The sequence below is a fragment of the Methanococcoides sp. DA23 genome (genome assembly GCF_057593895.1).
This window is the reverse complement of sequence record NZ_CM172520.1, coordinates 825,406-844,180: the sequence shown is the minus strand read 5'-3', so window position 1 is coordinate 844,180 and position 18,775 is coordinate 825,406. Positions and strand designations below refer to the sequence as shown.

Sequence of the window (18,775 nt, the reverse complement as noted above, 5' to 3'; positions counted from 1 at the left end):
AACATGAGAGTAAGAACAGCATTATTGATGGCCTTTGTTCTTTTAGTGGCGATCGTTTGCAGTGGATGCACATCCATTGAACTTGAAGGAGCGAGCGTAGAGGATGAAGATATTGCAGAATATGCCGAGCCCATAGCAGAAAATACCCTTCAGGGTCTTAATGAGAAGAACTATACCAAGTTCTCTGCCGATTTTAGTCCAACGATGAAAAAGGCCATTCCTGAAGACCTGTTCCTGGACCTTGTGGACATTGTTCATGATGAGGTTGGGAACTACACTTCCAAGGAACTTGTCGAGATAACTGCTACTGACAGACATTTTGCCGTTGTCTATAATGTAGCATTCGAAAAGGAACCAGAAGGCACCATTCTTCGATTGATATTTCAGGAGAAGGACGGCGAAAGAGAGCTTAAAGGTATATGGATCGATTCTCCAAAGATAAGAAAACGAGTGGCCCTTGAAAGATAAAGTCCCTCACTTTTTACTTTCATACCTCACTTTTTCTTTACACCCGTTTGATCTTATTTCACATTACAGCACGAAATGTCATGCCATTTCTTTTAAATTACACACACCGATCTTGCTCTGTTCTTACGAAACTGATCTTCAATATCTCTCAAAAATTAGATTAATAATTAGTATCAGAACCAAATTGAAAAAGAGGAGTTCGAGGCAGAGTTCTCACCCTACCCCGATACACGAAGGAGGAGTTAAATGTACACCAGTCAAGAACTTTGAGCTGGAAGAGGGAGTATGGTGGTTTGTGTGTGGTTCAAGAGGTAGTAACTTATCCGTTTTTCAAGAAACTGCCCAGAGTTCTAGTCCGATGTACAATTCTCTAAATACATGAATAATACATAAACCTTTCCATAAATAGACAGGTTCTTTTATATATTGAGTCCATAAATACTAATATAATCATAAAACTACCACAGCCCCCGTTAAACTTATAGCCCATCAACTCCATTTAAGCTCTGTAGTGCCTGAAAATAGACTTATATTGACTCAGGAACTATTTTAATTCAACATGGGCTCGTGGTCTAGCTGGTTATGACGTTGCCTTCACACGGCAGAGGTCGGGTGTTCGAATCTCCCCGGGCCCATCTGGTTTTTCTGATTCGCTGCATGGCGGTTTTTCTAAGTCGATGATCCTTTGCTCCAGCGAAGCTAGTCTTGCTTCGAGGTCTGAGTTGGTGGTGGGTTGTACAACTACGTTGCCATCGAAGTCTTCGTCTAAGGAGATCAAAAATAAAGGTTTTCCATTGTGCTCTGATTCAAAAACGTACGCAACCTCGCCTGCAAGGTGTGCATGTGACTGCGGCAACCTAACCATTGGATACACCACGTTTGCTTTCGGTTTGTGCTTTATGACCTTAAATTTACCTATTGATAGTGATTTCGATAGGATTTATACAGAGCCATTATGTTAGATAATTATATATGCTTTCCAAATATACTCTTTATTATAAATAATTATATTTGGGAAGTGGTATGTTGGACTATGAAATAGGTTTAAAGAACTCCTGGAATGTTGTGAAAGATAACCTCGTAACATTTATAGTTGGTTTATTGATAGCCGCCCTAGGCTCAATATTGATAGTTACCATTGCACCTCTTGCCTATGGATTTACTTCCATGGCAGTAAAAGGAGCAAGGGGAGAACAAATCGAGATATCTGATGTCTTTGTAGGTTTCAACAAGGACGATTTTATCAGAAGCTGGACATTCATGCTGATCTATATTGTGATCGTCGCAATACTCGGGCAGATAGCATCCATACTCAGCACAATAGTAGGAATACTGTTCATGTTTACAATGCCATTGCTTGTCATTAAGGGATATGGTGGCATTGAAGGAATAACAGAAAGCATAGAGATTATAAAGACAGTTCCTGTTGAAAGTATAATCGTTTATGTGATCATGCTTGTTCTCAACATGATCGGTGCACTCCTTTTGGGAATTGGCCTGCTTGTGACAGTACCTATCAGTACAGTATTCTTGGCAAACGCAACATTCGAGCTTTCCGGAGAATAAGTTAAAGTAAATAGTATATAGGCTCTGTAGAAAACCTACTTTGCATTTTATTTGAGGATTTCTACAGAGCCGATATTCAGGTCATTTTTATATTTGTTGTACCATCATTTATTATAGGAATTCTAAAATAAAATATAGTCCCGACTCCAAGTTCCGATTCGACCCAGGTCTTTCCGCCATGAAGTTCGACAAAATCTTTTACAAGGGCAAGACCAAGTCCGGTTCCAGTCGCCTCTTTTGAACTGAATTTACCTACTTGTACAAACGGATCAAAGACTTTTTTCAAATCCTGCTTCAAAATACCTTTACCAGTATCACTGACACTTATTACAGCATCATCCCCGGTACAAAGAGCAGTAATGCTCACTGTTCCTCCGGGTTCTGTAAATTTTAATGCATTGCTTATCAGATTGAGCAATATTTGTGTTAATTTCATTTTGTCAGCATCAATGGCAGTGCTACATTCCGTAGCATCATAAATAAGTTCTAAATCCTGTTTCAAAGCAAGTGGCATGGTTGTTGAAACAACCTCATGAAAAAGAGTGGAGAGTTGGACCTTCTCCAGATGTAGTTCCATTTTACCAGATTCGACCTTGGATAGATCAAGAATGCTATTAATAAGCTCAAGCAGATGTTTTCCGCTTGAATGAATGTTGTCTACATACCTCTGTTGTTTCTCGGTCAATTCACCAAAGGTCTTCATCTCCAGCATTTCCGAAAAACCTATGACTGCATTAAGCGGAGTGCGTAACTCATGGCTCATGTTCGCAAGGAATTCACTCTTTGCACGATTCGCTTCTTCTACGCGAATTTTCTCTTCAAGCATATTCTCAGCCTGTTTACGATATTCGATATCTCTGGCAATGATCATGGTAGCCAATCTGCCATCATTATCGATAAGGGAAGCTGACATATCAACTGTCAGTTTGCTGCCATCTTTGCGTATAAGTTTTAGTTCATAAGTGGAAGGTACATCCGGGTCATTTGCCATACGTTTGTAATTAATTCTCGCCATCATGAGTGCACATTCTTTTGGAACATAATTAAAAACAGAAGTGTTCACGATCTCATCAAGTTCATAATTCAACATTTCTGCAAATCGGATGTTTGTAAAAACGATTACTTCATCCTGAACAATTCCAATTCCATCCATACTTTCCTCAACAAGTGTGGAATATCTTTTCTTAGCCGATCTCAATTCTTCATTTTTGCCAACTAATTCAACAGTTCTTTTATTGACAGTTCTTTTTAGTACAATAGAATTTACCATAAATAGGAACAGGGAAAAACCTGTAGCTCCCATTACCCACTTGATCCATTCTGGCAATTCATAATGTGTGTTGGTTGCAAACCATTTATCTTCCAGCTGATAGTAAATTGATTCGTTGTCTGCTTGAAATTCTATCATGTTGGAATTGATCGCTTCAATGATATCTTCATTTTTGCCTTCAGTAGTTGCACAATAAAGTGGGACTGGGTATGATTCGATTGCCGTTCGTTTAAATTTAATCCCATAATTTTCATGTGTGAGAAAAATTCTGTCCATTGAACCTGCATCAACTTGTTTCTCTTCTATTAAAACGCGTACATCGTCATAATCATCAACTAGGACTATCTCACAATTGATCCCATAGATCTCAATTTGGTCAATAAACCATAGAGCATAATATGAATCGGTGACAGCTGCAACTCGTTTGCCTTCAAGATCACGAATATATACGATGTCTGAATCCTTTGGAACAAACATCAGATCCCAGAATAGACCCAATGATTGATTTGTATAATCTAAGTATGTGTCACGTTCATTCGTATAAACTATCGATATTATTAGATCAGCATCTCCGTTCTTTACTTGTTCAAGGCATTCACTCCATGGAAGAAGTGCGAACTCAAGATCCCAGCCTTCGTCTATAGCTATATATTGGATAAGTTCAACGGCATACCCTGTAATATTTCCGTTCTCATCTACAAATGTCATAGGTTCAAGTTGTTCTATAACAATTTTGATCGTTTCATTCTCTTCTTTTGCATCACATGGACTTGAAAACAGAATCAAGAGTAGAATCAGAGCTATGAGGAAATGATGGTAGGAAAGATAATTATTTAGTGAGATTATATTTCTCATTGGTATGCTTACCTATTACTATGACAATTAAAATCGAAGTTAGCGTATTAAAAAAGTATGATAAATAGTTTTTGCTCAAGTGAAGATCTTACACCCTTCTCAAAAATCTGCCAGACTCTCGGTGACACTTGCTTGGACTAAACATGTTGAGGCAACCGCTGCAAGGATTTATTTCAAGGATGATAAGTTCAATTTCATTTGTAGCTAGAGGCAAGAATATAAGCTTTCGAGACCTATTCTTTTTTAGCAAACTTTGGGGAGGTTGTAAGAGATGCTAAAAGAAAATTCAAACAGTAAACTGTTTTACGTTGTACTCGCCCTGTCAATAGCTCTTGTACTAATGGCTGCAGCTTTATTTGCAGGCTCAGGTACTTCTGTGCAGGGAGTTTCAGAGAATACAATTCAGATGAGTGGAAGCGCTGAGAAAAAAGTAGTTCCTGATACTGCATCAATAAGTATAGGTGTAGTAATCGAAGCAGATACTTCACAGGAAGCATCCGAGGAAAATGCAGCTATAATGACAGCTGTTTTGCAGGAACTTAAGGATCTCGGTCTGGAGGATAAGGATATTAGGACGTCATATGTATCTGTTTACCCCATCTACAATTACGATGGTGTGCGCACAATCGAAGGCTATTCTGCATCCAATAATGTAGAGGTTACAACTACCGATCTTGAACTCCTGAGCGATATTATAGACAAGTCTGCAGCGGCCGGGGCAAACCAGATAGGAGGCGTGTCTTTTTCCGTTTCTGAGGAAATACAGAAAGAGCTTCGTGAAGAACTGATTGATGAAGCGGTAGAAGATGCATCCTCAAAAGCCGAGATACTTGCTGACAGCCTGGGTGTCAGTATAGTTGGTGTACAGACAGCATCAATAAGTGATGGTTTCAGTCCACGTATTTTCTTCGATGTAGCAGAAGCAGCTATTGACGAGGAAGTCGGAGTTTCCACACCAATCCTGCCAGGAGAATCAACTGTCTCAATGTCAGTGAATGTAATGTATTTGATAAGGTAATTTGTACGTGTGTTTTATGCTTGAACTGTCATGCTGCTGCACTTTATTCAGATAATGTGCACTTCCAACTGTGGTTGCAGCTCTACACTGAATGAAGTCAGCTACACATTCAATATTAAAATGGAACAGTTGCTAGATGTATAGTAAGGTAGAATGCATGGTACGTTTTTACCTTACTATTTATATCATTTTTTAATAATACAATGTACTGCACTATACTCTATACATGAGAAGTGTTCCAACTGATCCATGCGTTCCAGATTTGGTAAACTCTGAACACCATACATGAATTATTCAAAGTTGATTTGAATCATATCGGAAACTTATCCAGTACTCGATCATATTGAAGGGTGGCTTGATGTACTTTATTCAGGTAATGGGCGCTTCCAACAGTAATTGGTGATCTACCCTGAATAAAGTCCGCAACACCCTCACCAACACCTGCTTGGACTAACATGTTGAGATGCCATTTGCGAGTGGTCTTTGCAGAAACACGGTCGTGGCGAATCTTTTCAGTAATGTTGTAATAACATCTTGGCTTACCAATCGATTTTAGCTCTGGAATAAATGAAGTTGGAAAATACACATAAAATGTCTTTTTCTTGCCTTCAGAGAATGATGAAGTCGGATAATGTCCAACATCTTATGAATGTGTGTAGCTCTATTTCCAGAATAAGCAAGCAGACAAAATACTGGTTTCAATACTTCAGGACAAGCATTGTAAGCCTCTTTGATCTCTTCATCGGTGACATAGACCTCCACAACTCCCGATTTTCTAATCTTTATGAATCGTCTCCACCTGTCGATGTTATAGCCTACTACATCTTCGATCTCTTCATCTTCGCAAAAGTTAAACAAATTACGTAATCCACGTGATCCCTTGTCTTTCAACTTCAATTTTCGAAAGTCTTTTGGTTTATGTACTACATTGTTTTCAAAGAAATTAATCAGGCCACTCCAATAACCTTGCTTAGTTTTCTTAGATACATCTTTGAAATTCAACCATTCTTGAAATGCATCCTTAGAAGTGTTCCAGAAATCATTGAGGCATGTATCCTGTACAAGATCAGTAGTAGTTCCTAATGTTTGACTCGGCATTCCGAAAGAAGAAATTGTTGCATTTTCGACATCAGGCAGCTTCACACGGCAGAGGTAGGGTGTTTGAATCTCCCGGAGTCCACTATCGTTTTTATAATTATAATCGGTTTTTTCATTATCATTGAGGTGGTGAGCTTAGCTCATCACCTCGACACGCGCTCCAGAAGCGTGATCGGGGTTATGAATCTCCCCGGGCCCATCTGGTTTTTCTGATTCGCTGCATGGCGGTTTTTCTAAGTCGATGATCCATTGCTCCAGCGAAGCTAGTCTTGCTTCGAGGTCTGAATGAGGCGGTATTTTTCCCTACTTAATGGTTTATGGGAGATGCCTAATTACTAAAGTCAAAAACTTTCTTTTAAATAAATAAGTGGAATTGAAGTATCAACCTTTCTTTGTCAAACCGTACAAAAAACACAGTTATCCGAGTATTATAAATATATATGTGGCTTTATTATTATAACGATCGTATAATGTTATAGTAGCAATCATATATATGCAGATTTGCAGTATTCGACACAAATCAGATGATACAGGTATAAATTTAGAGGATGAATACATATGGTTGTAAGCGATATAGTTCTTGAAAGCATCCGATTAATTATTCTTTTAATTATAATCATTCATCTGTGGAACGTGGGCAAAAACAGAAAAGAACTTTTGGGACACGGATGGAATCTTTTTTTCACTGGATTTCTTCTCCTCTTATTTGGAAATGCACTTGACATAACTGATAATTTCGAGTCCTTAAACCGTTTTGTCATTATTGGGGATACTGAAATAGAAGCTTTCCTGGAAAAAATGGTAGGTTTTCTCGGAGGATTTTTGCTAATAGCAATAGGATTGATCAGATGGATTCCTGCCATCACAAGTGTGGATCAATTGCAAAAGGAGATTGATAAGCATGAGAAAACAGGACAAATGCTTAAAAAAGAAAGAAATCTTGCACAAAATTATCTTGATATTGCAAAAGTAATTATCGTGGCCATAGATTCTGATCAAAGAGTTACACTTATAAATAAAAATGGATCTGAAGTATTAGGATATAGCAAAAAAGATATTATTGGCAGAAACTGGTTTGATACATTCATTCCAGAAGAGAGCAGGCATGAAACTAAGTCTGTTTACGAAAAAATACTGGCAGGGGATATTGAATCAGTTGAACATTTTGAAAACACAATTTTAACCAAAAATGGTAACAAAAAAGTAATCAGATGGAACAATGCTATTCTAAAAAATGAAGATGGAAATATTATCGGTACCCTTAGTTCAGGAGAAGATATTACCAAGCGCAAGAAGGCAGAGGTGGAATTGAGAGAAAGTGAACAGAAATACTCAAACTTGGTAGAAAAAGGAAACGATGGTATTATTGTCATTCAAGATTATATCGTATATTTTGCGAATTCAAAGTTTGGTGAGATTACTGGCTACACAAAAGAGGAATCAATAGGAATCCCACTTTTGGACCTTGTCTCTGAAGATTACAAGGAACTGGTAATGGATAGATACGAAAGGAGAATAAAAAACGATCAGACTATTCCACACAGACATGAATTAGATTTTTTATCGAAGGATGGCAAGAATATCCCAGTTGAGTTAAATGCCTCTTATATTGAATACGATGGCAAGCCTGCAGTTATGGCCATCATAAGAGACATCACTGAGCGGAAGCAGATAGAGACTGCTTTACAAAAATCTGAACAAAAGTTCAGAACACTTTTTAATAATTCTAATGATGGAATCTATCTGCTCGACATGAAATCTAATATCCTCGAGGTTAACCAGAAAGCCTGTGAGCGTTTAGGTTACAGCCGAGATGAACTATTGCAGATGACGCCAAGGGATTTTACCAATGAGGAAGACATATCAAAGGTTCCTGAATTAAACGAACAATTATGGCTAAAAGGGAATGTGCTCTTTGAAACAATTCATTTTAGAAAAGATGGAGTTCCAATCCCAGTTGAGTTAAGCATCCAACTATTAGATTATCAAAAAGAAAAAGCTATGCTTATCATCTCTCGAGATATTACTGAGCGCAAGAAAGCACAGGAAGCAGTGCTACAAGCAAAATTTGCTGCGGAAGCTGCCAGTAAAACCAAGAGTGAATTTATTGCAAATATGAGCCATGAGCTACGTACGCCTCTAAATTCGATCATTGGTTTTTCAGATGTGATTTACAATGAAAGTCACGGCGCTTTGAATGAATCTCAGAAGAAATACGCATCTAATATTCTTAGAAATGGGAAGAATCTTTTGAATGTTATCAACAATATCATATCCATCTCAAACATCGATAACAGGAAAATGGAACTTCATATTAATGAATTCTTTGTATCCGATACTATTGATGAAGTAGAAGCATTGATGATGCCTATTGCATCACAGAAGGATATTGACCTTACATGTAACATCGACATTGAAGCACCTACCATAAAAGCAGATGCAATAAAATTCAAGCAGATCCTTTACAACCTCGTGAGCAATGCCATTAAATTCACTGATCAAGGAGGATCAGTGACTATCGGAGGTGAAATATCAGAGCACATTGTGCATATTTATGTAAAGGACAATGGCATCGGAATTTCACCAGAGAATCAGGATAAATTGTTCAACCCTTTCTTCCAGACGGATTCTTCAACTACAAGAGAGTTTGGAGGCACCGGTCTTGGCCTTGCACTTGTCAAGAAGTTTATTGAAATGCATGACGGGCAGATCTGGGTCGAAAGTGAAGTTGGAAAAGGAAGTACGTTCACATTTAGAATTCCAACACATTTTGAAAGCACATCCTTTTGATTTATATTATATCGAATGTAATTGATCTAGTAGACAGCATTTGCATTTTGTTAGTCCCTGATCAAAGGGACTCACTCTTTTTCATCCTCTCCGCCAATGCTGCATCAACTGCCTTGGCAATACCATCATCAATGAGAGTCTCCATCACATGAGTATTGAGGGTAAACGGCTTATCCCTTTTAGCTTTCTGTTTCATGTAATGCAAAGTACTTTTAGAGAATACCATTTTCTTCCATTCAGCATAAGGCATGTCAATGATCTTCTTCCGCAACAGATTCAATTACACATGAAATCGATCTATTACCTTAGCATATTCAACAGATGCTCTCTGAACCTTATTCAAGTAATGTGCACTGCCAATATTTGTTGCAGATCTACCTTGAATGAAATCAGCGATGCCAGCCTTTATCATCATATTTAACTACCATTTGCGGATGGTCTTTGTAGATACACGACCGTGGCGAATCTTTTCAGTAATGTTGTAGTAATATCTTGGCTGGCTTTTTCCGGGTCTTTGTTGCTGTCATCTAAACAGGCGAAGCATCACGATCATATTTAAGGAATTTTGCCCCCTCTCCACAAAAGCCAAAACATAAATAGCAATTCCCCCCAACCCAGGACAAGGCTAATTGCCACATCGAAGTTGGAAAAAAGAAATTTACCAAAATAATCTATCAGATAGCTTAAACCTGTAACTATCAACAAGACACCCAGGATTCTGGGAATGTAGTCTGATCTGAAAACTAAATAACCCAGAAGCCCAAGATGAAGCCCAAAAAATACTAAGCCAATAGCCCAACCATCACGAAATGCATTGAGAAATAACATTACCTGAGCATGCAACTGATCGGTTCCAAATACTTTCAGGTAGTCAGCATCACTTAAAAGTAGCAAAACAATAACAAGAAAAATCAGACTGAACGTTAGAATTGTGGCATACACCAACCTGAACCATGCCATAAGCAACGAGAGACTCTTGTTTACTGGTTTGAGTAAAACATAAAGTGCCCAGGCCACCAACACATCAAGAATGATCACGATCATAAAGCCACAAATAGCCATGCGGAATAGCCCCTCATTGGCCATGATATTGTTTGCTGTTTCCGTGGCATCTCCCGGCACAATAAGGCCCTGAAGAGCAAAAATATCAGCGAAGATAAAGACTATGGTCATGGCAAGTAAGCCGAAGCCTGCGACTATCGCAGCTTTACGTTGTGATATATCGGCCATACAGTTTGTCACATAAGTTTCCCCAATTTGTTAGGTATCGTTATTATGTTCTAAAGTTATGACTACATGACCCTTTTTGTGCCCATTTTCAACATATCTAGGAGCTTCGGCAATTTGTTCCAGCGGATAGCGTCTATCTATGACCGATCTTATCTTTCCCGCCTCAATAAGTTCTTTGAAGAAAATCAGACGCTCTGGAATTGGCCTAGGTCTCCATTGCCATAGGTTTCATTCTTTGCCATATTCGCCAATATCAAGAGTACCCAAATAGGTCTTCGATCTAACATACCTGAATGTTTCCAGTTCTTCTTTTTCGAACTTGGCACGTTTCTCAAGAGCTTCTATGCTTGGCCATTCCTCGACCCCAATATAATCCCACTCTTCGTTGGACCAACGGCAGTCGACAAGCATCGTTTGTTTCATCCCGAGCTCATCCATATTCTCGCGGTCCTTACGCATGAACTCCATCTTCCCCCCTTCAGAGAGGTCAACAAATGCTTCCTTGATCTTAGCGAAATACATTCTGATGATAGGTTTTGTCTCATCCATCTTACCACTCCCTCCACCTGATCTGAGCAGCATAACTGCTCATATAAAAAATGGGACATAACATACATATAAAGTTTACGAACTAAGCCTGAACCCTAAAACATCTCTTTTAATAATTCCCTGAAAAGGACTTTATCCAACACCAAGGCTTTTGCCAAACTTCTGCCGCGATCTAGGATACATGTTACCACCATGATTTTAAGTGAAAAACGCAAGGATACGACCTTTCTCCCATCCAAGTGCTTTTTCGGAAAGAAGGATAGATCGAATTTAGGACATTAAATAGGTCATCAAGGTGAGTACAAAATAGGAAGTTGAAAAATGAATTAACTTAAAGTTGAGATATTGGTCGAATTTACCGCACCCAACGTTACTATATTTCACATATTTTAGTAGATGTACTAATTTGATCTATAAATTCAAGATAGATCAAATACAACCGAATTTTTGAGCATATTATTAGATCGTGCAAATGCTTCTAAGGCCTCCTCATGACGACCCAAATTATCAAGAACTTTACCTTTGCTAAACCATAAAGTAGCATTATCTGGATCCAGTTCTATTGATCTATTAAAAGCTTCCAAAGCCTCCTCATAATGACCCAGGTCATCAAGAGCATTCCCTTTATCAAACCATAACGCAGCGTCATTTGGCTCTATTTCTATCGATGTGTCAAAAGCTTCTAAAGCCTCTTCATAACGCCCTAAATTGCCAAGTATAGCGCCTTTATAGAACCATAAAGCAGCATCATTTGGCTCTAGTTCTATCGATCTGTTAAAGGATGCTAAAGCCTCCTCATGACGATCTAAGTTATCAAGAGCTTTACCTTTGTTAAACCATAAAGCAGCATTATCTGACTCTAATTCTATTGATCTATTGAAAGATCCTAAAGCCTCTTCATCAAGACCTAAATTGCCAAGGATAACGCCTTTTTTAGACCATAAAGCAGCATCAATTGGCTCTATTTCGATTGATCTATTTAAGGCTTCTAAAGCCTCCTCATGACGACCCAAGTTATCAAGAGCTCTACCTTTGTTAAGCCAGGAGCCAGCATTATTTGGATCTAGTTCTATTGATCTATTGAAAGCTTCTAAAGCAGCTTCATGATCGCCTAAATTACCAAGAGCCTTACCTTTGTTTAGCCAGGAGACAGCATTATCCGAATCTTGCTCTATTGATCTCTCTGAAGCATCTGAAGTTCTAGGTCCAGTAGTTTTGTCTAAAGAAATAGGATCAATTGTTTCTCGTTCTAACTTTGGCATGAAGTTCTGACGCTCCTTTTTACTCTTTCATTCACATTTATTGTATAAACTGCACATAATAAAATACTAAGATCAAAGCAAGATCTTACAGTATGAATTACAACTTACTATTTTCATATATAAATGGTTCTATAAATTATTACATTAGACCATGGTAAAACTAATTATAAGAACAACTATGAAGAATATGATACAGAATAAGCATAATATCTGCATATATATAATCTGTTTTGTATGGAAGTTGGATTCACACAGCAGAGGCAGGGTATTCGAATCTCCCGGAGTACAATTTACAGATAGTGATTTTAGTAGGAAATTGAGCTGTTTTCTAGTGTGATAAGACTCTCATCTCGAGGTTTGAATTATCATTTTTTTGTATACAGCAAAATAATCTGATAATAGTTATAGCACCCACCCCGCCATATTTCCACATGCATGACGATTTATAGAAATGATTATAAATCTATAGATGTTATGTTAATTAGCCATTTTGAATTATTCTATAACAAATTATTGAATACGTAGAAAGATACTTGAAGAATAATAGGATGATGCCAACTAAATAATGGCTTCGTGTATGGGGAAAAATGCTGTATTTTTGTAAAATACAACTAAATCAAGAACCGTTTTATTAATTTTGACTGCCAGAGTCGGGTTAAATTGAAAAATAAGAACAGGCTGTGGCAATTAAAACTTGGAGGAACAAATGATTTCTAACTACAAATACAAACCCAGGATATATTTTGTTGCGACCTTTATCACAACCTATGCACTCTGGTTTGCAGGGGCTTATGTAAGTTTTCAGGATGGTAAAAGCGGGCTGTACTTGTTACTTATGCTGCCCGGACTGATGGCGCCTTTTCTGATCTCACTTGTTATGGTCTTTAAGTCAAAAAATTCAGATTTAATAAAAGATTTTATCAACCGGCTTCTCAATCCCAGATTAATACAGCCAAAAATGATACCGGTATTTTTATTGATAATGCCGCTCACTGTTCTGGCATCCATCTTTCTTTCGCTTCCATTAGGGGAATCGATATCGCAGTTTCAACTTGCAGAAGGTTTCTCTTTTTCAGGATTTGTTCCTGTGTTGTTTCTTCTTGTGCTTGCCGCAGTTTTTGAAGAGCTTGGGTGGAGAGGATATGCCTTTGACAGCCTGCAGAGCCGGTACACCTACCTTAAAGCATCGGTTATTTTCGGTATACTCTGGTCGCTCTGGCACTTTCCACTGATATTTGTCAATAACTCCTATCAGTACGAGATCTTTCACGAAAACATCTGGTTTGGTGTGAATTTTTTTGTCAGCATCATCCCCATGGGAGTGCTTATCAGTTGGATCTGCATTAAAAACGGAAAAAGTATACCTGCGGCAATCCTCTTTCACTTTATTATTAACATCTCGCAGGAGGCACTGAATATGTCTCAGACGACAAAGTGCATTGAAACTGCGGTCCTCATTGTTATTGTCGCAGTTATTATTACACGGGACAAAGAGATTTTCTTTTCGAAAGAGCACCTTGCTGCTGAAACTAACTGATGGTTCAGATACAGATTTTTTATGAAAAGGAAAATGGCAATAAATGACAAATGAACCCAATGATCTATATTCCAAATTCCTTTTTATCTGGTTTGGACAATTCATCTCAATCATAGGTACTGGCCTTACTATTTTTTCCTTGGGAATATATGTATATCAACAAACCAATACAACTTCAAGCTTTGTCTTTATACTTATGTGTGCTTTTTTACCACCCTCCTTACTAAAACCGTATGGAGGTATATTGGCAGACCGTTACGACAGACGCTTAATGATGATAATCGCTGATCTAGGGGCAACGCTTGGGCTTATCTTCATATTTTTAATGATGCTAAAAGGTAATATTGAACTTTGGCAAATTTATCTTGGGATTGCAACTAGTTCAATTTTTTCAGCTTTCCAGGAACCAGCCTATAAGGCCTTAATTACTGACCTTCTACCCGAATATCAATATGCTAAAGCAAGTGGATTAATGCAATTAGCAAGTTCGGCTCAATATTTAATATCCCCATTTTTAGCCGGAATATTATTAACAATAATTGATATTGAATTTATTTTTTTAATCGATATTATCACTCTCTTAATTGCCAGTTCTATTGTTATCTGGATAAGAAAAACCTTAGGCGAAATAACAATAAAGCAACCAAAACAAAACATCATAGCTGACTTTAGAGAGGGTATTCAAGAATTTTCAAAAAATAGGGGCGTAGTTGATTTAGTTATTACTACCATGCTCATACTTTTTTTTGTGGGATTGCTTCAATCTCTCTTTATTCCAATGCTACTGAATTTAACAACAGTTAAGGCAGTGGGAATATCTCAATCGATCTGCGCATCAGGCATACTAATTGGAAGTTTGTTTATTGGATTATTTGGCGGCAAACAGAAACACACTAAAACATTATCTATCTCACTATTCATATCAGGCATATTTTTTGCCAATCTAGGACTCTCAACAAATATGGTCTTCATCACTTTAGCAGGATTTATGTTCTTTACCACTTTGCCTTTTATCAACACCTCTATTGAAGTTTTAATTCGAAAAAATATTGACAACCGAAAACAAGGCCGTGTTTGGTCAATTATTTCTATGATCACTTATCTTGGCTCCATCATAGCTTTTGCCGTCGCAGGTTTTTTAGCAGATCATATTTTCAATCCACTTTTAGAAGTGGATGGTTTGCTGGCTGAAAAAATTGGTTTTATTGTTGGAGTGGGAGAAGGTAGAGGAATTGCCTTAATGTTTATAATCTCTGGATTAATGATTTCTATGATTGCTTTGTTGATTTGGCGAAATGAAAAAATAAAGATATTAGAAGATATTGAAATTTAAGACAGTATGTAAACTTAGTGAAAGTAGCACTCCGTTTTTGCATTATTTATAATAGATAGAAAGATATGGAAAAATGAACCTGAATATTAACATGAACTGAATTTATCACAAGGAATTCCCCATACAATCTAAGAGATTGGCGGTTTTATAGAGTCTGATAGATATGCTCTTTTAGCCGTATCTCCAGGATCTGCATGTCCTCAAGTGGAACATTAAAATGAAATCCCCTCAGAAAGAAGAGGAACATTAAAACTAAATCTGCTGCCAATACCAAGTTCACTTTCAACCCACACATTACCGCCGTGCATTCTTATTAGCTTCTTGACAAGTGCAAGACCAAGCCCTGTGCCTGCAAACCGGCGGTTCGAAGCTGAATCTACCTGCGTAAAGGGTTTAAAAAGATCACAAAAGGCAGATTCCGGTATTCCGATACCGTTATCTTCAACTTTGACAACTAAATTGCCAGCATTATGTTCTGCCCGGACCATTACCTAACCACCTTCAGGTGTGAATTTTATAGCATTGGATACCAGATTGAAAAGGACCTGTTTTAATTTCAGCTTGTCAGCATGGATGTGAATATCATCAGCTTCTATACTCATATTCAAGCATAAATTTTTATTTTGTGCAAGAGGAGAAACAATTGATCCCACATCATTCAACAGATCTACAACTAAAATATTTTCAGTCTGAAGCTCCATTTTATCAGCCTCTATCTTCGAAAGGTCCAGAATATCATTGATAAGAGACAGCAAATGTTTACCACTTTTAGATATGTTGTTTATGTATCTTGTTTGTTTTTCATTGAGGGATCCCACATCAGTATAAATAAGAGAATCTGAAAAACCAATGACCGCATTCAGAGGAGTTCGAAGCTCATGGCTCATATTAGCCAGAAATTCACTCTTTGCCTTGTTTGCAACCTCAGCAACCAGTTTAGCTTGAATTACCATAGCTTCGGCTTTTTTCCTATCAGTGATATCGACAATGATCCCCTGGAAGTGAGTTGGATTCCCTGAATTATCGGTCTCTATCAATGACGTTTCATTGACCCAGTGAATGTTACGCTCACTGTCCAGTATCCTATATTCTTTTTTAAATTCATGGCTCTTGTTTTTGATGCATTCTGAAAGGGATATCAAATAATCATCAATATCCAATGGATGAATTATATCCCTATAGACGAACTTATGAGATGTCAGATCTTCTGCAGAGTATCCAAACTGAGATATATTATCTGATACGAAGTCAATTGGAAAACCATTTTCCGAATTTCTGAGGAATGCAACCACCGGACTTTCCCTGTAGATAGCCTTCAGCTTTTTTTCTTTCTTCATCAATTCCGGAGAAGAACGCAGGTGTTTCCTGTACTTTTTGCTAAGAAGGTCCACCAGATATGTCCACATTCCATTCTTTTTCAGTATGGTGTTCCCCCTATCATCCATCAGATCGAAAACTTCAGAAGAGGAAAAAGATTCCAGAGGGCAAGTGAACAGGGTTGTAAGCTCGATAGCTGAAGTTGAAGAGATTATCAACTCCCTGCAATGTCTGAGAAAAGGAAGCATTTGGCCTTTTTCTGCAATAAGATCGATATTGACCCGCAATCCATTGAATCCATTTGTAATAGCATATTTCTGCTTATTTTCCAGAAATTCCAGTATAGCATTACAAAATGTCTCAGCATTGGAGAGTAATGCAGGATCTACAAGGACATGATCGAAATTAGATGAACATGATCCATGGTCAATAAAGGTCATTCTTTCCTCTAAAAAATCGTATAAATGTTCACATTCTTTTATCCCAGGAGTTATCCAGATACAAAGATCATTACAGTTAGAACCTGAATTTAAAAAAGATGAAACAAAATCAAGCACATCATCATCATTTTTGTACACAAGCGTAATATGCCCACCATGTGGAACTTCTGATATAGAGAGATCCATTTTTCCGAAATATTCTTGCATGCTACCACCAACCGGATCTTTAATCGCACAAATTTCTGGATGAATAAATTATGAAATACTAAAAGGCTAAAATTGAACAACTTAACTTTACATATATCAAGTTTGACTGTACTTGTAATATAATATATAAATATTGTCATTAACAATCATTTATAAGACTCAAACACAAATAATACAAGGACCCCATTGGAACTGATGCTAAACATAGTCTCCCGAAATTCTAATAACCGATACAAACCATCCCCACCCCATGACCCTTTTATCCCAAAATGAGCTAAGAGAACTTGTGCTTGCAAACCCGCCACTCGTGGAGAACATGATCGACATGGATACCCAGCTTCAACCTAACGGTGTTGAGATGACACTAAAGGAAATAAGGAGCATTGAAGGTCCGGGTGCGATTGATTTTGATAATTCAGGCAGGAGACTTTCCGAGGGTGATACGATCGAGTTCAATGGGGACGGATGGATACACCTTGAGCCAGGGATATACAAGGTATTATTGAACGAGATAGTGAACATACCAAAGGACCTTGCAGCAATAGCAAAACCAAGATCGACACTGATAAGGTGTGGAGCAACCCTTGAGACCGCTGTCTGGGATGCCGGATACTCAGGAAGGAGCGAGTGTATGTTAGTTGTTCACAACAAGGACGGGTTCGATCTTAAAAAGGATGCAAGGATAATGCAGCTTCTTTTCTACCATCTTCACACAGAAGTGGAAGAAGGCTATAGCGGACGTTATCAGAATGAGAACATCTGAAATTCAGATGTTTTACGTTGCAGTCACCAGAAAAGATATGTAATACATACGCCATCTCCCATAACATGAGCGAAATTGGCAAATCTGTCAGGATGGAGCGTATATTCGACAGAAATACTGGTAATGCAATTATTATCCCAATGGATCACGGCGTAGGTGCAGGGCCTATCAAGGGCCTTATAGACATGCCTGCGACCGTCAACAAGGTAGCAGAAGGCGGTGCAAATGCAGTACTTGGTCACATGGGGCTTGCAAAGCACGGTCACAGAGGCTACGGCAGAGACGTAGGACTTATTATTCACCTCTCCGGTTCAACATCCCTTGGACCTGACCCCAACCACAAGGTACTGGTAACCAGCATGGAAGAAGCTATCAAAGTTGGTGCAGACGCTGTTTCTGTGCACATCAACGTTGGCGCAGAAGATGAAGCTGAAATGTTGAAGGACCTGGGTTTTGTTGCTAAGAAATGTGATGAATGGGGAATGCCCCTTCTTGCAATGATGTACCCAAGAGGTGCAAAAGTGCCATCAGAGCATGATGTGGAATATGTGAAACACGCAGCAAGGATCGGTGCAGAACTTGGCGCGGACATCGTCAAAACCAGCTATACCGGGGACCCTGATTCATTCAAGGAAGTCATAGCTGGATGTCCGGTACCTGTCGTTATCGCAGGCGGACCTCAGATGGATACCGAAAAAGATATCCTTCAGATGGTGAGCGATGCCCTCAGTGTAGGCTGCAAGGGTGTAGCAATGGGCAGGAATGTGTTCCAGGCAGATGACCCAACAAGACTCGTCAACCTTCTCTCAAAGGTCATCCACGGCGGAATGAGCGCTGATGAAGCTTTGGAAGATTGATCTGTATTAATTGAAAGAGAACGGCCGGACATTCCGGCACTATTTTTTATTTTCGCATCATTTGTTGCATCGAAATTATAGCTTTTTGAAGGATCCTGATACAGCATCCAATTTTAGCTAAAGCTCCTAATATGTAATTGTAAAAAACAAGTAGACGGAGTAAAGCTAGATAAAAGGAAAAGAATTAGCGCAAGACCGTGATGGAATGATCAAAA

General features: G+C 38.3%; 19 protein-coding genes and 1 tRNA gene. 9 read left to right on the top strand and 11 right to left on the bottom strand.

What is annotated here, in order from left to right; translation table 11 throughout:
- The first annotated feature begins 3 nt into the window (after positions 1-3).
- The 3 genes from AC20MK_RS04270 to AC20MK_RS04260 all read left to right on the top strand — a co-directional run bounded on the left by AC20MK_RS04270 (position 4) and on the right by AC20MK_RS04260 (position 2,034).
- On the top strand, positions 4-468 hold the full coding sequence (locus tag AC20MK_RS04270) for a DUF3887 domain-containing protein (RefSeq protein WP_487356748.1): 465 nt from the start codon (positions 4-6) through the stop codon (positions 466-468).
- A 561-nt stretch (positions 469-1,029) separates the two neighbouring features.
- A tRNA-Val gene (locus AC20MK_RS04265) sits at positions 1,030-1,103 on the top strand.
- 388 nt (positions 1,104-1,491) lie between these two features.
- Positions 1,492-2,034 carry a hypothetical protein gene (locus AC20MK_RS04260; RefSeq protein WP_487356747.1) on the top strand — a complete coding sequence of 181 codons (543 nt, stop codon included), beginning with the start codon at positions 1,492-1,494 and terminating at the stop codon, positions 2,032-2,034.
- A 76-nt stretch (positions 2,035-2,110) separates the two neighbouring features.
- Here AC20MK_RS04260 and AC20MK_RS04255 read toward each other — a convergent pair whose 3' ends face one another.
- Positions 2,111-4,159, bottom strand: a complete 2,049-nt coding sequence (locus tag AC20MK_RS04255) for an ATP-binding protein (RefSeq protein ID WP_487356746.1) — start codon at positions 4,157-4,159, stop codon at positions 2,111-2,113.
- A gap of 271 nt (positions 4,160-4,430) precedes the next feature.
- Between AC20MK_RS04255 and AC20MK_RS04250 the strand changes: the two genes are divergently transcribed.
- Positions 4,431-5,177, top strand: coding sequence for an SIMPL domain-containing protein (locus tag AC20MK_RS04250; RefSeq protein WP_487356745.1), 747 nt, complete (start codon positions 4,431-4,433; stop codon positions 5,175-5,177).
- 310 nt (positions 5,178-5,487) lie between these two features.
- Here AC20MK_RS04250 and AC20MK_RS04245 read toward each other — a convergent pair whose 3' ends face one another.
- Positions 5,488-5,763, bottom strand: coding sequence for an integrase (locus AC20MK_RS04245; protein ID WP_487356744.1), 276 nt, complete (start codon positions 5,761-5,763; stop codon positions 5,488-5,490).
- Entirely contained in the window at positions 5,730-6,320 is a 591-nt protein-coding gene (locus tag AC20MK_RS04240; protein WP_487356743.1) for a hypothetical protein, read from the bottom strand. The genes AC20MK_RS04245 and AC20MK_RS04240 overlap by 34 nt, the downstream gene beginning before the upstream one ends.
- 513 nt (positions 6,321-6,833) lie before the next feature.
- Here AC20MK_RS04240 and AC20MK_RS04235 point away from each other — a divergent pair.
- Positions 6,834-9,065, top strand: a complete 2,232-nt coding sequence (locus AC20MK_RS04235) for a PAS domain S-box protein (protein WP_487356742.1) — start codon at positions 6,834-6,836, stop codon at positions 9,063-9,065.
- Positions 9,066-9,126: 61 nt separating this feature from the next.
- Here AC20MK_RS04235 and AC20MK_RS04230 read toward each other — a convergent pair whose 3' ends face one another.
- The 6 genes from AC20MK_RS04230 to AC20MK_RS04205 all read right to left on the bottom strand — a co-directional run bounded on the left by AC20MK_RS04230 (position 9,127) and on the right by AC20MK_RS04205 (position 12,106).
- On the bottom strand, positions 9,127-9,336 hold the full coding sequence (locus AC20MK_RS04230) for a hypothetical protein (RefSeq protein ID WP_487356741.1): 210 nt from the start codon (positions 9,334-9,336) through the stop codon (positions 9,127-9,129).
- A gap of 9 nt (positions 9,337-9,345) precedes the next feature.
- Complete coding sequence (locus tag AC20MK_RS04225; protein ID WP_487357057.1) at positions 9,346-9,477, bottom strand: integrase; 132 nt, start codon at positions 9,475-9,477, stop codon at positions 9,346-9,348.
- Between the two features lie 143 nt (positions 9,478-9,620).
- Complete coding sequence (locus AC20MK_RS04220) at positions 9,621-10,295, bottom strand: DUF4386 domain-containing protein (protein ID WP_487356740.1); 675 nt, start codon at positions 10,293-10,295, stop codon at positions 9,621-9,623.
- Positions 10,296-10,325: 30 nt separating this feature from the next.
- Positions 10,326-10,481 carry a zinc-binding dehydrogenase gene (locus AC20MK_RS04215; RefSeq protein WP_487357056.1) on the bottom strand — a complete coding sequence of 52 codons (156 nt, stop codon included), beginning with the start codon at positions 10,479-10,481 and terminating at the stop codon, positions 10,326-10,328.
- A 42-nt stretch (positions 10,482-10,523) separates the two neighbouring features.
- Positions 10,524-10,844 (bottom strand): hypothetical protein, encoded by a 321-nt coding sequence (locus AC20MK_RS04210; protein ID WP_487356739.1) that lies wholly within the window; start codon positions 10,842-10,844, stop codon positions 10,524-10,526.
- A gap of 419 nt (positions 10,845-11,263) precedes the next feature.
- On the bottom strand, positions 11,264-12,106 hold the full coding sequence (locus AC20MK_RS04205; protein WP_487356738.1) for a tetratricopeptide repeat protein: 843 nt from the start codon (positions 12,104-12,106) through the stop codon (positions 11,264-11,266).
- A 706-nt stretch (positions 12,107-12,812) separates the two neighbouring features.
- Between AC20MK_RS04205 and mmrce1 the strand changes: the two genes are divergently transcribed.
- Together mmrce1 and AC20MK_RS04195 are read left to right on the top strand one after the other, a co-directional pair.
- The gene (gene mmrce1 / locus AC20MK_RS04200; RefSeq protein WP_487356737.1) at positions 12,813-13,643 is read left to right on the top strand and encodes an MmRce1 family CPBP family CAAX prenyl protease; all 831 of its coding nucleotides are present in this window, start codon (positions 12,813-12,815) and stop codon (positions 13,641-13,643) included.
- A 43-nt stretch (positions 13,644-13,686) separates the two neighbouring features.
- Positions 13,687-14,976 (top strand): MFS transporter, encoded by a 1,290-nt coding sequence (locus AC20MK_RS04195; protein WP_487356736.1) that lies wholly within the window; start codon positions 13,687-13,689, stop codon positions 14,974-14,976.
- Positions 14,977-15,188: 212 nt separating this feature from the next.
- Here AC20MK_RS04195 and AC20MK_RS04190 read toward each other — a convergent pair whose 3' ends face one another.
- On the bottom strand, positions 15,189-15,464 hold the full coding sequence (locus tag AC20MK_RS04190; RefSeq protein WP_487356735.1) for an ATP-binding protein: 276 nt from the start codon (positions 15,462-15,464) through the stop codon (positions 15,189-15,191).
- Positions 15,465-15,467: 3 nt separating this feature from the next.
- Complete coding sequence (locus tag AC20MK_RS04185; RefSeq protein WP_487356734.1) at positions 15,468-16,940, bottom strand: histidine kinase dimerization/phospho-acceptor domain-containing protein; 1,473 nt, start codon at positions 16,938-16,940, stop codon at positions 15,468-15,470.
- Between the two features lie 250 nt (positions 16,941-17,190).
- Between AC20MK_RS04185 and AC20MK_RS04180 the strand changes: the two genes are divergently transcribed.
- A complete protein-coding gene (locus AC20MK_RS04180) occupies positions 17,191-17,703 on the top strand; it encodes a deoxyuridine 5'-triphosphate nucleotidohydrolase (RefSeq protein ID WP_487356733.1) in 513 nt (170 codons plus the stop codon).
- A 65-nt stretch (positions 17,704-17,768) separates the two neighbouring features.
- The gene (locus tag AC20MK_RS04175) at positions 17,769-18,560 is read left to right on the top strand and encodes a 2-amino-3,7-dideoxy-D-threo-hept-6-ulosonate synthase (RefSeq protein ID WP_487356732.1); all 792 of its coding nucleotides are present in this window, start codon (positions 17,769-17,771) and stop codon (positions 18,558-18,560) included.
- Positions 18,561-18,775: the final 215 nt, after the last annotated feature.